Origin of the sequence: Cloacibacillus evryensis DSM 19522 (assembly GCF_000585335.1) — a bacterium.
Classification (GTDB): Bacteria; Synergistota; Synergistia; order Synergistales; family Synergistaceae; genus Cloacibacillus; species Cloacibacillus evryensis.
Genome location: NZ_KK073872.1, coordinates 348705 through 361909, shown reverse-complemented (window position 1 = coordinate 361909; position 13205 = coordinate 348705). Strand labels below are relative to the sequence as shown.

Sequence of the window (13205 nt, the reverse complement as noted above, 5' to 3'; positions counted from 1 at the left end):
AGCCGCCTACTCGCGCAGCTATTGGTCACGGCCCGCGCGGGAGGCTTTGAGCGTTTATGTGCGAAAACATAATGAAGGTAAGAGCAGGGCAGACACATTAACAGGCAGACAGTGATAAATTGGCGTAAATCGGCGTTTATACGCACCGTCTGCGTCATAACTTTGGGGTCTGCGGTCCTCGCCGTATTGATATACGGCTCCGGGCGCAGACCCCAAAGTTATTTAGCATCCGGCACGTCTAAACGCCGATTTACTCGATTGGGAGGGAAGATAAATTGGGGTTTACGCGATTGCGGGGAAAAGATAAACTGCGATTTAGCGGGCATCCACAAAAAGCACTTTGTCGATATTCAGCGATTTTGGTTTACGCCTTTAGAGGCTCCCTCTTAGAGGGGGCTGGCTCGGCGGTGCTTTTTCGCCGAGACTGGAGGAGTTTTGACTTTGGGTTTTGTTTTGCTCTTGATCTTATCTTCTTTCGCGTGCTTCCGCGGCTGTCGCCGCGGGCACTGCGTGGCGCGGAAAACATACGCCACGCAGTGCAACACTCCTTCCGTCAGCCGCAAAAACATGCGGCTGCCACCTCCCTCGGGGAGGGAGGCTTTAAAGGGATAAATCGCAGTTTGCCATTCTCTCATATTCGCGTGTAAACCCCAATTTACGGATCTTTCTTGATGCGCTTGCCATGAATCCAAGAGCGTTCAAATAGTATAAATATTTAATACGTGCTATAATTAGCAATAGCTAACCAATTGTGTTACAGGAGGGATAACTAATGAAACTTACAGGCGTAGAAGAAACGACCCTGATCCCGCTATGGGCCAGAGCTTACGAAACAACTAGAAAAGGCGAGCATTTGATTGAAGATCCGACGGCGGCGGAACTGATAAATAAAATAGATTATGATTTCAGCAAATTTGCTGAAGGCAAGCTATCTCAGGCCGGCGTGGCGGTACGCAGCGCTATTCTGGACAGAGAAGCGAGGCGTTTTTTCGCGGAGCATCCGAAAGCTATCTGTATCAACCTGGCCTGCGGCCTGGATACCAGATTCCAACGGGTGGACAATGGCAGTATTCAGTGGTACAACCTTGATCTGCCGCATGTGATGCAGCTGCGGTCAGAGCTTATCCCCAATACAAATGAACGGGAACATGAGATCACAGCCTCTCTATTCGATGAAAGCTGGCCCGGCATGGTGCCTCGCAACGGTGAAGACGTCCTAATTATTATGGAAGGGGCATCCATGTATTTCAGTAAAGAACAGATGTGTCAATTTTTTTCTCTCGCGGCAGAGCATTTCCCCGGCGCTTTTTTATTAATGGAAGTCATGACGCCCTTTATGATCAAACAACAAAAGCACCATGATACGGTGGACACAAAGAAGGCCCCCTTTTTGTGGGGCGTGACGGACGGCAAAGAGATAGAAACGCTGCATAAGAAGCTGCGGTTTTTGCGGCAGTGGACGTTTTACGAAGGCTTTAGAAGACGGTGGGGCTTATTCGGCCTGTTGTCGCTGATCCCCTGGTGGAATCAAAACTGCAACGATAAAATCGTTTGCCTGGAGATCAAAAAATAAGAAAAACCACAATGAGCCTTTAACAACTTACTCTACTAAAACCGATCTTCAAAAACATTTTCGCCACAGAACTTCCTAAAGAGTTTTGAACTACGTAATTTGTAAAAGATAACAAGCGCTGAACCGTGATATACCAACGGTTCAGCGCTTGTTTAGCTGGGAGAAACTGCAAAAGTCAGGAGGTCTGTGAACAGACATCTCCGCGCCGAGGCGCGTTCACAGCAAGATGTATCTTTGGGGCAGGCCCCACTCGCGTTTCGCATCAAACTATGCCGTCAACCTTCGTCCGCCATCCGCCTATTTCCCCTTCGCCGCGGCTTTGTAGTCCTCCTCCGTCACCGGTTCCAGCCAGGTGTTTTTGTTGCTGCCGGGGTTGCACTCGATCGCAAGATGTGAGAACCAACTGTCAGGCGCGGCTCCGTGCCAGTGTTCCACATCCGGCGCGATCTCGACGACGTCGCCGGGCACGAGGCGGCGGGCCGTTTTGCCGCGCTCCTGATAGTAGCCGACGCCTCCGGCGGCGATCAGCACCTGCCCGCCCGTGTGAACGTGCCAGTTGTTGCGGCATCCGGGCTCGAAGGTGACGTTGAATATGGGGACGTTAAGCCGCCTGTCGGCCGCCAGAGGCGCGAGCCACGACCTTCCGCTGAAATACTGCGCGAATCCCCTGTTTTCTTCGCCTATGGGAAATGGGCTGACTTTCGGGACTTCTCTGCCTTCCGCCTTCGCCTCTCTAACGGCGACAGTAAATAAAACGGAGAGAAGTATTGCGGACAGCGCTATTATTTTTATCATCATCATCTTATCCTTTCCCTATCTTTTGACCGTTACGACTTCCTTGATCCAGCCCGCCACAGAGGAGCCGCCGTTCCCGGAGAAGACGCCGATCTTTCCAAAGGCCGCTTTCGGAGCCGCCTTGCAGATGTCGGCCTCGCAGCGCTGGACTCCGCCGCCGCCGTGCGTCATGAACGGGATGACGGTCTTGCCGGCAAAATTACGGGCGGAGAGGAAGCTGAGGACGGGCGGCGCCATCGTGCCCCACCAGTTCGGGGTGCCGACGAAGACCACGTCGTATTTGGAGACGTCCGGCAGCGCCCCCGCAAGCTGCGGCTTGAAGCCTTCGCCGCACTCTTTTTTCGCCTGATCGACGCATTCGTTGTAGCTTGCAGGATAGGCCTTTGCCGGCTTGATCTCAAAGATTTCTCCGCCGGTCGCCTTCTGTATCTGCTCCGCCACGGCCTTCGTGTTGCCGCTGTACGAGTAGTAGGCGATCAGGATCTTCGCCGGTTCCGCGGCGACGGCGGCCTCGGCCTTGACGGCCTGTCCCAGCGCGGCGAGGCCCGCGGCCGCCGCGCATACGATCGCGATCATTAACATTTTTGTCTCCATAGTTTTACCTCCGTGATATGTTTTTATAGTTGTTTTTCCCGCGCTTTTTCGCGAGGGGATAACCTGTTTATTTAATGCGACGTTATTTTCATACGCAGCTTTTCGCGCGTCCGCTGTAATTCGGCGATCTTCTCGTCCAGCAGCCTCATCTGCTCGGCCAGCATCAGCGACCGTTTTTGCCTGGTGGACTCCCCCTGCTGATAGAGCAGGACGTACTCGACGAGAACGTCTATGGGAACGCCGGCGTCCCTCATGCACTTTATGAACTCTATCCAGCAGCAGTCCGTCTCCCCGTAGCGGCGCAGCCCGGCATCGGTGCGCTCGACTCTCGGTATCAGCCCCACTTTTTCGTAATAACGAAGTGTCTCCACCGACAGCCCGGTTTTATTGCTTGCTTCGGTAATGTATATTTTCCCCACCTCCGTCAAAGGTTCTTACGCGCCGCGCAAGATCTATTTTTTAACGACTTCCGCGACGCAGGCCAGCGCGTTGAGCGTGCGCGGGAACCCGATAAAGGGCAGGCACTGGGTGATCGCCTCGATCATCAGATCTTCGTCGTTGCCGACGTTGAGGTTGGCCTGTACATGGCTTTTGACCTGGCTCTCGCAGCCGCCCTGCGCCGAGAGGACGCAGAGGGTGAGTATCTCGCGCATTTTTACGTCTATCGCGCCGCGCGTGTAGAAATCTCCGAAGCAGACGGAGGCGAGATACTCCGCCATGTGTTTTCTGTTTTCCGGCGAACTCTGGTACATGCCGTCAAGTCCGGCGGGGAAGATGGACTTCTGCGTTACGAAGCCCTTCGCGTAACGGTCCTTTTCCGTCACCGTCGCCTGGCTCGCGAGCGGCAGCTTGATCTTTTTCTCGCGGAAGGCCTCGTTCATCGCGTAGGCGCCCTCAAGCGCCTTGGTAAATCCGATGTAGGGAGCGCACTGGTAGACCGCCTCTTTTATCTCTTCCGGCGTGACGCCGATGTTGAGCGAGGCCTTCACATGCGCCTTGAGGTCGTCGAGGTTCCGGTTCGTCGTCAGCACGGCGAGCGTGATGAGTTCGCGCTGTTTGTCCGTCAGCGTCCCGCGCCGGAAGATATCCCCGTAGAGGAAACGGTCCATGACGGCGACCAGCTCCTCGTCGCCATAGCGCGCCCCGTCGCGCCCCTTGAAGAGTTCCTCAAACTTCGGGCGGCCAAAATCGCTCCTCTCCCTCAGCTGCGCCTTCAGCGCCCATTCCGGAACCATCTCCTCCGCTGAGCAGGCCCTTTCCAGCAGCAGTGTCATCGCCATAACAAGGGCGAGTACCGCCATCGATATCATGAAATACTTGAACTGCGGCATTGCTGTCATCCCTCCGTATTTATATTTTTATTTACGCATCCGGCCTCGCGCGGCAATTTTTGCCGGCGGCAGGGCGCGCCTCCTCTTCGGCGGCGCGGATAAAGCTTATTCGCTGGAGTTAACTCTAAGTCAAGTGTGAATTTTTAAAAAATTTTCTGGCTTTGACCGCTTGCGTTGGAGTCAACTCCAGCATTTATAATCGCCGCAAACATAAGGTTCGGGGGGAAATATGCCATGAAAATAAAATTCAACCGGATCGCCTTTCTCGCTGCCGCGCTGCTGTTGATCGCGGCAGCCGCGTTCAACAGGGACGGAAAGCTGTTGGGCGTCGCTCCGGGCGATCAGAAGGGCGGGGGAACACGGACGGAATGGACGGCGGAAGACGGATCGCGCGTCATCTCCACCGAGGGGCTGGCAAAGGATATTCTGGGCTTCGGCGGCGGCATCCCGCTTCACATATATATGAAAGAGGGGCGCGTCGTCCGCGTCGAGGCACAGGATAATTACGAGACGCCGCCCTTTTTCGCGCAGGTGGAAAGCAATATCCTCTCCGCCTGGAACGGCCTGACGGCGGAGGAGGCGCTGAACAAAGAGGTCGCGGCGGTGAGCGGCGCGACGATATCGTCAAACGCCGTGATCGGGACCTTCCGGCGCGGCATGGAATACGCGCGGGGAACGGCGGCGGAAGCTCCGCGCGAAGGGAGCCGCCCCGGGGCCGGCGCTTTGGCGGCGCTCGCCGTGGCTCTCTGCGGACTGTTTCTTCCCCTATTCATAAGGTCGCCCAAATACCGCCCCCTCCAGCTGCTGGCCAACACCGCGGTCCTCGGCTTTTGGAGCGGGACCTTCATCTCGCTCTCATTGCTGACCGGCTTCGCCGCCAACGGGGTAAGGTCATGGAATGCCGCGCCGGCGCTTGCGCTTCTCTTTGCCGCCTTCATCATGCCCCTCTTCGGAAAAAAGGGACACTATTGTTCGTGGATATGCCCGCTCGGCTCGCTGCAGGAACTTTTAGGCCGGATACCTGTTCCCAAGGCAAAGCTTCCCGCCGACGCGATAAAATGGCTCGGCCGGCTGCGGGAGGCCGTATGGATGGCGATGATGCTGCTGATGTGGCTCGGCGTCGGCTTTGAGCTGATGGACTACGAACTCTTCTCCGCCTTCCTCTTCCGGCGCGCCGCCTGGCCGGTGCTGGTCCTCGCGGGCGTCTTTTTCGCGCTCTCGCTCGTCACGCCGCGCCCCTACTGCCGCTTCCTCTGCCCCACCGGCACGCTGATAAAATTCGCTCAGGGCGACTCGTCGGTCTGCGCCGCCTCCGCGCCGCGCGCGTTGAAACTGACAATGTCGGCCATTTTCTTTGTCTCGTCGATAATGACCCTATTCCGGATGCCATAAAAATTTTCCGCGCTTGACTTGGAGCCGGCTCCAGAGTGTAGCCTCTTAGCCATCGCACAAAAACGTTCAAGACAGAGAGGAGAAACGGACATGAACAGAAGAGATTTCATCAAAGCATCTTTAACGGCCGCCGCGGTCACGGGGGGCACGCTTCTCGGCGCGCCGCTGCTCGCCGCCGCGCAGCCGGCAAACGTCGGAAGGAAAGCTGGCGATAAAAAAATGAAGATACTCGTGATCACCGGCAGCCCGCGCAAAAACAGCAATTCGGGCGCGCTCGCCGCGCAGTTCATCCGCGGCGCGAAGGAGGCGGGGCATGAAACCGCGCGTTTCGACGCCGCGTTAAAAAACGTACATCCCTGTTCCGCCTGCAGCCACTGCGGGATGGACGGCCCCTGCGTATATCAGGACGACTTCTCCTTCGTGCGCGAACATCTTGTCCCCGCCGATCTGGTCGCCTTCGCGACGCCGATGTATTATTTCGGGATCTCGGCGCAGCTCAAAAGCGTGATCGACCGCTTCTACGCGCTCAACGGAAAGATCCACGTCCATAAAAGGGCGGTGCTGATGATGACCTACGCCAATACCGCCGCCTCCGAAGCGGCGCCGATCATCTCTCATTACAACGTGCTGCTGAAATACCTCGGCTGGGAGGACGCGGGGCAGATCATCGTCCCCGGGGTCTGGCCGGAGGGGGCGGTGAACAACACAAAATACGTTGAGGCGGCCTACCGGCTCGGCAAAACGCTTTAGGAAAAGCCCGGCAAAATTGCGGGAAGCCGGCAGTTTTTGCCATTGGCGCGCCATAACGGCGTAAGCAATCAGAGCGGCGATATCACAGGAACACGATCCGACAAAGCGGGGAGATCGCTTTTTGCCGTAAATGTTCCCGCCGCTTCCGCAAGACAACAAACAACAGGAGGTATTTGGCATGTCACTTGGATTTACGGAAATAATTTTGATCGCCCTGTTCATCCTCATCGTATTCGGAGCTAAGCGCATCCCCGAACTGGCGCGGGCAATGGGACGCGCATCTTATGAATTTAAAAAGGCAAAGGAGGAGTTGAACGCCGAGAGCCGCGAATTTATGGAAGCGGCGGAAAGGGCCGCCGAGGGCGAAGATAAAAATACGGGAAAAGAATGACGAACGATCACGAAGAGACCCTCGCCCCCCATCTCGAGGCGCTGAGGGACGCGCTGCTGCGGTGCGCGGCGGCGACGGCCGTCCTCTATCCCGTCGGATATCTGGCGTCGCCGTACCTCATCAACGCGCTGGTACGGTGGTGTTTTCCGGAATCGGCCGGCACGCTGCATTACTTCGCGCCGATGGAGGTGCTCTGGGTCCGGCTGCGGCTGGCGCTGATCGCCGCGCTGCTGGCCGCCTATCCGTGGAACATCCTGCAATTATGGCGTTTCCTGCTGCCGGCGCTTTATAAAAGGGAGCGCAAGGCCCTCGGCTGCTGCATCGTTTCATCATCTTTACTCTTTTTCTGCGGCGCGGCCTTCAGCATCGGCCTCATACTGCCGCTGATGATGAACTTTTCCGGCGGCTTCGCCACGGCGGAGCTCCGGCCGAGCATCGGGCTCGCAAACTTTTTAAATCTGGCCGGATGGCTGACGCTGGCCTTCGGCGTCATGTTTCAGTCCCCGATCATCGTCCTGCTGGCGGTCCGCTTCGGCGTGATATCCTGCGGGAGCCTGCGCCGCAAGCGGCCCTACATCGCCACGGCGATCCTGATCGCCGCCGCCATCCTCACCCCTCCCGACATCGTCAGCCAGCTCATGCTCGCCATACCGACCTGGCTGCTCTTCGAGCTCGGGCTGATAATAGCGGGACGCATAGAGGCAAGGGAGAGCGTGCCTTCCGCTTAGCAAAGGTTCCGCCTATGAGAGCGGCCGCCTCTCCCCGGACATCCCCGTAAAAGACGCTCACTGTCGCGGGGCCGCCACCCGCACCTGTATCTCCGTGAGGAATTCCTCCTCTCTTACGGTGTCGCGGTTGTCTATCTCGTACATCTCAAAGGGCTCGCCGGACAGGCGCAGCCCCTCCTCTTTTGCATAGGCGAGCAGCTCCTCCATCCTTTTCGCGTTCTGCCCATAGCCGCCGCCGTAGAAATAAGAGAGATATTCTCCCGCCGGCAGGATGAAATCATAGTCGGGCGACCGCCGTTCCAGAATAAAAAACACTGCTTCATAGACATTGGAAATGCCGTTCCTCAAATTCTCCATAGATGGGAAGGCTCCGATAATCTGATTGCCGAAGTCCCTGATCTTCTCTTCATGCTGCCGGTGAAGTTTTTTGACGGCGAAATCCATCTCTTCGTCCCGCGCGATATGTTCGCTGAGCCGCACACAAAACCTGTCCGGCAGGTCCTTAACGGTAAAAACTCCCGTCCGGATATTCCGCGCGTTATCGAGGACGGCGATCCTCTCTTTGATCAGCTCTTCGCGCGTCAGCAGCTCCCGCAGCCGTTCCGCAAGCAGCGCCTGTTCGCGGCGCAGCAGCTCCAAAGTATTGGCGACGCTCTGGTCCGCCAGGTACTCCTTTATCTGTGCCATGGAAAAATCAAGCCGCCGCAGATCGCGGATGATGTTCAGTTTGTACATCTCCTTCAGGCTGTATAGCCGGTAGCCGTTTACGTCCCGCCGCGGGCGCAGGATTCCCAGCCGTTCATAGTATCGGAGGGAATCGACGCCGATACCGTAAAGTTTGGATATCTCGTTGATTTTATAATAATTTTTCACCGTCAGGCTCCCCCTCGCGGACAGGCCGCAAAATTTATCTTGACCCTGGTATTATGCCAGAGTTTATAGTATTTGCGAAAGGGAGCGTTTCAAAATGGGAAAAAATATATTACTCGATCTAATACGGAAAAATATGGAGGGACTTTCCCCCGGGAAAATAGTTATAATCATGATAGGTACGGCGATCAGTTCGTTCGGTGTCTACAACATCCATCAACTGGGCGTAGTGACGGAGGGCGGCGTGCTTGGTATGATTTTGCTGGCGAATCACTGGCTGGGGATCTCTCCCTCAATAGTTACGCCGGTGCTCGACATCGCCTGTTATTCGCTGGCTTTCAAATACCTTGGCGGCGCTTTCATCCGGCTCTCCGCGGTGGCGACGCTGAGCCTCGCGAGTTTTTTCAGGCTATGGGAGCAGTTTCCGCGCGTACTGCCCGATATGACCGGCACGCCGCTGCTCGCCGCCCTCTGCGGCGGGGTATTTGTCGGGCTGGGCGTGGGCCTGATCGTGAGACAGGGCGGTTCCGGCGGCGGAGACGACGCGCTGGCGCTGACGATAGCCCGCGTCACCAAATGGAAGATCGCCAGGGCCTACCTTGTGACGGATATCATCGTGCTGGCCCTGTCGCTGAGCTACATCCCGCTCAGCCGCATCGCCTTTTCGCTGGTGACGGTCACCGTTTCATCCCTGCTGATCGGATTTATCCAGGAGGCAAAGATTTTCCGCCCGGTAAAGAGGTAAAATATCCTCATAACCGGAGAGAGAACGCGGTAAAGGAATGATAAGACAGGATGAGTATCGACATCAGAAAATTAACGGCACAGGATCTTGACCAATACAACGGCCTGCTGCGCTACGCCTTTCAGGTCACGGAAAAGACGCTGCTGGAGAGCGGCTGGGAGGATGAGGACATCAAACAGTCAAAGTTCCCCGTGTTGGAGCGCGCCAGCGTCTGGGGCTGTTTTGACGGGGACGAACTCGTCTCACAGTTCGCCGTCTACCCGCTGGAGATGAACATTCACTCCGTCGTCTATCAGGTAGCTTTCATCACAAGCGTATCCACCTACCCCGAATACTCGGGGCTGGGGCTGATGTCCCAATTGATGAAGAAGGGGCTCAGCGAGATGCGCGACAACAGGCAGTCGATCTCCCTGCTCTATCCGTATTCCATCCCTCTCTACCGCAAAAAGGGCTGGGAGATCATCTCGGACAAGATGTCATACAGCATTCGTGACGTGCAGCTGCCCAAAAACATCGAGGCGGCGGGATACGTCCGGCGTGTCTCTTGGGAGGACCCCGACTTCATGGATCTGCACACGCAGTTCGCAAAGCAGACGCATGGCTGCCTCTTCCGCAACAACCTCGCCTGGGACGAATACTGGAAATGGGACGAGGACGACACCACCGTCGCCGTCTATTACCGGGACGACGACCTGCCGCGCGGTTACATGGTCTATCTCATCAAAGACGATATCATGTATATCAAGGAGATGATCTATCTCGATATGGAATCGCGCAAGGGGCTGTGGAAATACATCGGCGCGCATGAGTCGATGGTGGGCGAGGTGCGCGGCTACAACTATTTCAGCGAACCGATCGCCTTCAGCTTCGAAGACAGCGAGATCAAGGAGACGATCCGTCCCTACATCATGGGACGCCTCGTCGATACAAGGATGTTCCTGGAGAAATACCGCTTCCGCGGCGAAGCAAACGGCGGCGTCACGCTCCGCATATCCGATCCCTTCCTGGAATGGAACGACCAGAGCCTTACCCTCGACATCGCCGGCGGCAGGTGCGAAGTGACAAAAACGGCCAGCCGCCACACCGCCGCAATGTCCATCGGCACGCTGACGACGCTGCTGCTGGGATACAAGCGGGCCTCGGAGCTTGCCGCGCTGGAGAGGATCGACGCCGACAGAGAAACGATAAAATTTCTCGATAACGCGGTCATCCATAAAAAGCCGTATATCTCCGATTATATTTAAAACCTTCAACGATACGGCAGGCAGGGCCGCCGCGTCGGACAAACGGGTCGGCGGCGGCTTTGCCGGAGGGGCGTGAGGCGTTTCAGCGGATGAAGTTCGTGAAGCGCGGCTCCTCCCGCCTGGGCGGCTCCACACCGCCCGCGAGCCCTGCTTTCTTGCATTTCAGGAGGAACGCCATGTTCCGCGCCAGCACGCGCATCGTATACAGCCCCTCTTCGTCCCGCAATACGTCCTCGGGCTTCGCGCCGAAGACCATATTCCAGTATCGCGATGAAACGATCGGCATCTCGTGAAGAGCGAAATATTTGTTGATCTGATCGAAAGCCGAGGTCGTTCCGGCCCTTCTCGCGGACAGCACGGCCGCCGCCGGCTTCAGATAAAACGCGCGGTTGCCGCCGCCGAGGAACGCGGAATAAAACGCACGGTCCATAAAGGCGGTCATCGCCCCTCCCGCCGCGGCGTAATGCACCGGCGTGCCAAAGATAAATCCGTCGGCCTCCGCCGCGCGGGCGATAAAATCATTCACGCAGTCGTTGAATACGCAGCGGCCCAGCTTTACACAGGCCTTGCAGCCGACGCACCCCGACAGCGGCTTTGTGCCGATCCAAAAGACCTCCGTCGCTATCCCCTCTTCGTTCAGCGTTTTCGCCGTCTCTCCGAGAGCCGTATATGTGCAGCCCTTTTCATGCGGACTGCCGTTCACCAGCAAAACTTTCATCCTTTAACCATCCTCTTTATCTTTATCGTCCTGTCCTGTCGCCCTGCTTTAGCAGACGCCAGCCGCTATTTATCCAGCCCCTTCTCCTTGAGGAACTTGGAGAGGAGATCGGCTATCTCAATGTTATTGAGATCCGAAAAGGGAAAGTGCGTGTTGCCGCGAATGCCGATCTCCGGCAGATGGACAAGCGTCACGTCGCCGCCCTTTTCATTGACTGCTTTCGCCCAAAGGCGTGCCATCGCCAAACGCACACGCCAGTTGTCTTGCCCGGGATTATCTGTAGGTTCTCCCGGAATGTTATCTCCATAATAAACGATTATCGGTATTTTAGTAAGCTTCATAAAGTCTGCGAGCGGTACGCCGACCGCTTTGAGCGTTCCCGCAGAGCTGGGCATCGGAGCCGGCTCCTCTCCCTGCGGAAAGATAAAATCGCTGCCCGGTTCATAAGCGGCGACGGCGCGTATCTTATTGTTTTTCATCACCGAATACCAACCCGGGCCGCCGCCCTGTGAATGGGTAACGAGCACCCCTTCTCCGATGCGATCGAAAACCGCCGACACCGCGTCGGAAACCACTCCGGCATCGTACGGTCCGGTATTAGGCGTCGCCTGACGGAAAAATTGTTCAAGCGCACGCGGGTTGCGTGAAAACTGCACATTTGGATAGAAATTCGGCCAGGTCCCAAGACGGAATATACCGAACAGCAGCTGCTCGTCGGGAATGGCCTTGACTTCCATCGGGACGGTGCTGCGCCCGGCGCTGCCGCGCCGCGGCTGGTCGAGAAGATAGATTCCGAAGCCACGCCGCAGGAAAATATCCTGAAAGCCTTCGCGCCCGTCGGGCGTCGTCTCCCAAGTCCTGCCAGACTGCCCAGCTCCGTGCAGGAATACAAGCGGCAGCTTACGGGCCTTGACGGGTATCTGGTAGAAGACACTCGCATGATCCCCATGCAGCGTCTGCCCATCCCCATTCCACTTATAGGGGTCAAACTTGCCGGGAGAACTCACAATGCTACCTCCAGCCGCGAAACTCCCCTGTTCTTCTATCATTAAAGGGCGGCTCTTTAACGGCGCGGCGGCGGCCGCTGCCGCAAAGATGGTCACAATGATCGCCGTGGTCAACAACAATACGCTTTTCCTTTTCATCATATTCATAGCACGCTTCCTTTCAGCTTACAATTTGTTTTCTGCGCTGTCAGAGGGCCCTGAGATACCGGGCTCCACCTTGAATGCCGCCGCGTCTCCCCAGGCGGCTACTACCAGGCCGCCGTCTGGACGCCGTACAAGTCCGACCGGCGTCGAGAAGCCGTCCGCTACCGTCTCCGCCACACCATCCAGCGTAATGCGGGCGATCCTCGTGCCGCCGTAATCGGCGGCGATGACCGCGCCAGCGCCGTCCCTGACGATGCCGGGAGCGGGCGACTTCAGCGCGTCGCTGACCGTCGTCACCCTGCCGTCGGGCCAGAGACGCTGAATGAGCCCGCCGAGACAGCTTATGACGAGGCTCCCGTCGTCAAACCTGGCGATCCCCACAGGGGAATGATGCCCTTTCGAAAGCACATCTTTCCGGCCGACGGGAGAGACCCTTACAATCTCGCCCGCGTCGCGGTTCGCTACATAGAGGATGCCGTCGTGCCACAGTATCCCAGCCGGAACGTTAAAACCCGAGACGAAACGGCGGAGGCGGCCCTCTTCAAACATATAGATGATCCCCTCGTTGTAAGAGGCGATGAAAAGCCTGCCATCCTCATCCATCGCCAGTCCGGACGGATGCGCCACCTCTTCCGTAACGAGGGTCCTCCTGCCCTTAGAGTCATACTTACAGACCCTTCCCGCCGCCCATTCGGCTATATAAAGCGAGCCCTCGCCGTCGTAGAGCATGCCGACAGGGAGCTGCAGGTCTCTTATGAATGGTTCCCTTATCGTTACCGGAGTATCCGCCAAGGCCGGGACAGGCGCTGAGATACACGGTACGAAGACCGCCGCGAGCAGAACTATAAAGAACATCGTCGTTTTTTTCATCTTACACTTTACTCCTTTTTGCACGGAACGACAGGGCGGCAGCCTAAGCGGCC

15 protein-coding genes are annotated in these 13205 nt (G+C 56.9%); 7 read left to right on the top strand and 8 right to left on the bottom strand.

Annotation, left to right across the window (positions count from 1 at the left end; genetic code table 11):
- Positions 1-772: 772 nt before the first annotated feature.
- Positions 773-1573 carry a class I SAM-dependent methyltransferase gene (locus tag CLOEV_RS01530; RefSeq protein ID WP_034441483.1) on the top strand — a complete coding sequence of 267 codons (801 nt, stop codon included), beginning with the start codon at positions 773-775 and terminating at the stop codon, positions 1571-1573.
- Positions 1574-1870: 297 nt separating this feature from the next.
- Here the strand turns inward: CLOEV_RS01530 and CLOEV_RS01525 are convergent, their stop codons facing one another.
- The 4 genes from CLOEV_RS01525 to CLOEV_RS01510 form a co-directional block, all read right to left on the bottom strand.
- The gene (locus tag CLOEV_RS01525) at positions 1871-2374 is read right to left on the bottom strand and encodes a cupin domain-containing protein (RefSeq protein WP_034441481.1); all 504 of its coding nucleotides are present in this window, start codon (positions 2372-2374) and stop codon (positions 1871-1873) included.
- Positions 2375-2386: 12 nt separating this feature from the next.
- On the bottom strand, positions 2387-2962 hold the full coding sequence (locus CLOEV_RS01520; protein WP_034441479.1) for a flavodoxin: 576 nt from the start codon (positions 2960-2962) through the stop codon (positions 2387-2389).
- A gap of 71 nt (positions 2963-3033) precedes the next feature.
- The gene (locus CLOEV_RS01515) at positions 3034-3381 is read right to left on the bottom strand and encodes a MerR family transcriptional regulator (protein WP_232196840.1); all 348 of its coding nucleotides are present in this window, start codon (positions 3379-3381) and stop codon (positions 3034-3036) included.
- Positions 3382-3414: 33 nt separating this feature from the next.
- Complete coding sequence (locus CLOEV_RS01510; RefSeq protein WP_084482142.1) at positions 3415-4293, bottom strand: carboxymuconolactone decarboxylase family protein; 879 nt, start codon at positions 4291-4293, stop codon at positions 3415-3417.
- Between the two features lie 234 nt (positions 4294-4527).
- Between CLOEV_RS01510 and CLOEV_RS01505 the strand changes: the two genes are divergently transcribed.
- The 4 genes from CLOEV_RS01505 (at position 4528) to tatC (ending at position 7554) form a co-directional block, all read left to right on the top strand.
- Positions 4528-5685, top strand: coding sequence for a 4Fe-4S binding protein (locus tag CLOEV_RS01505; protein WP_051484804.1), 1158 nt, complete (start codon positions 4528-4530; stop codon positions 5683-5685).
- Positions 5686-5775: 90 nt separating this feature from the next.
- Positions 5776-6435: a flavodoxin family protein gene (locus CLOEV_RS01500; protein WP_034441477.1), complete on the top strand. Its 660-nt coding sequence runs from the start codon at positions 5776-5778 to the stop codon at positions 6433-6435.
- A gap of 178 nt (positions 6436-6613) precedes the next feature.
- Positions 6614-6826 carry a twin-arginine translocase TatA/TatE family subunit gene (gene tatA, locus CLOEV_RS01495; protein ID WP_034441475.1) on the top strand — a complete coding sequence of 71 codons (213 nt, stop codon included), beginning with the start codon at positions 6614-6616 and terminating at the stop codon, positions 6824-6826.
- The gene (gene tatC, locus CLOEV_RS01490; RefSeq protein ID WP_051484803.1) at positions 6823-7554 is read left to right on the top strand and encodes a twin-arginine translocase subunit TatC; all 732 of its coding nucleotides are present in this window, start codon (positions 6823-6825) and stop codon (positions 7552-7554) included. The genes tatA and tatC overlap by 4 nt, the downstream gene beginning before the upstream one ends.
- 57 nt (positions 7555-7611) lie before the next feature.
- On the opposite strand, the gene CLOEV_RS01485 is transcribed toward tatC, so the two are convergent.
- Positions 7612-8427, bottom strand: coding sequence for a MerR family transcriptional regulator (locus CLOEV_RS01485; protein WP_034441473.1), 816 nt, complete (start codon positions 8425-8427; stop codon positions 7612-7614).
- Positions 8428-8521: 94 nt separating this feature from the next.
- Here CLOEV_RS01485 and CLOEV_RS01480 point away from each other — a divergent pair, with 94 nt between their 5' ends.
- Together CLOEV_RS01480 and CLOEV_RS01475 are read left to right on the top strand one after the other, a co-directional pair.
- Entirely contained in the window at positions 8522-9169 is a 648-nt protein-coding gene (locus CLOEV_RS01480) for a YitT family protein (RefSeq protein WP_008708958.1), read from the top strand.
- A 50-nt stretch (positions 9170-9219) separates the two neighbouring features.
- The gene (locus CLOEV_RS01475; protein WP_034441471.1) at positions 9220-10413 is read left to right on the top strand and encodes a GNAT family N-acetyltransferase; all 1194 of its coding nucleotides are present in this window, start codon (positions 9220-9222) and stop codon (positions 10411-10413) included.
- Between the two features lie 82 nt (positions 10414-10495).
- On the opposite strand, the gene CLOEV_RS01470 is transcribed toward CLOEV_RS01475, so the two are convergent.
- From CLOEV_RS01470 to CLOEV_RS01460, 3 genes are all read right to left on the bottom strand, one after another.
- On the bottom strand, positions 10496-11131 hold the full coding sequence (locus CLOEV_RS01470; protein WP_034441468.1) for a flavodoxin family protein: 636 nt from the start codon (positions 11129-11131) through the stop codon (positions 10496-10498).
- Positions 11132-11196: 65 nt separating this feature from the next.
- On the bottom strand, positions 11197-12279 hold the full coding sequence (locus CLOEV_RS01465; RefSeq protein WP_245591095.1) for an alpha/beta hydrolase: 1083 nt from the start codon (positions 12277-12279) through the stop codon (positions 11197-11199).
- 24 nt (positions 12280-12303) lie between these two features.
- Positions 12304-13152, bottom strand: coding sequence for a Vgb family protein (locus CLOEV_RS01460; protein WP_034441464.1), 849 nt, complete (start codon positions 13150-13152; stop codon positions 12304-12306).
- Positions 13153-13205 lie beyond the last annotated feature (53 nt).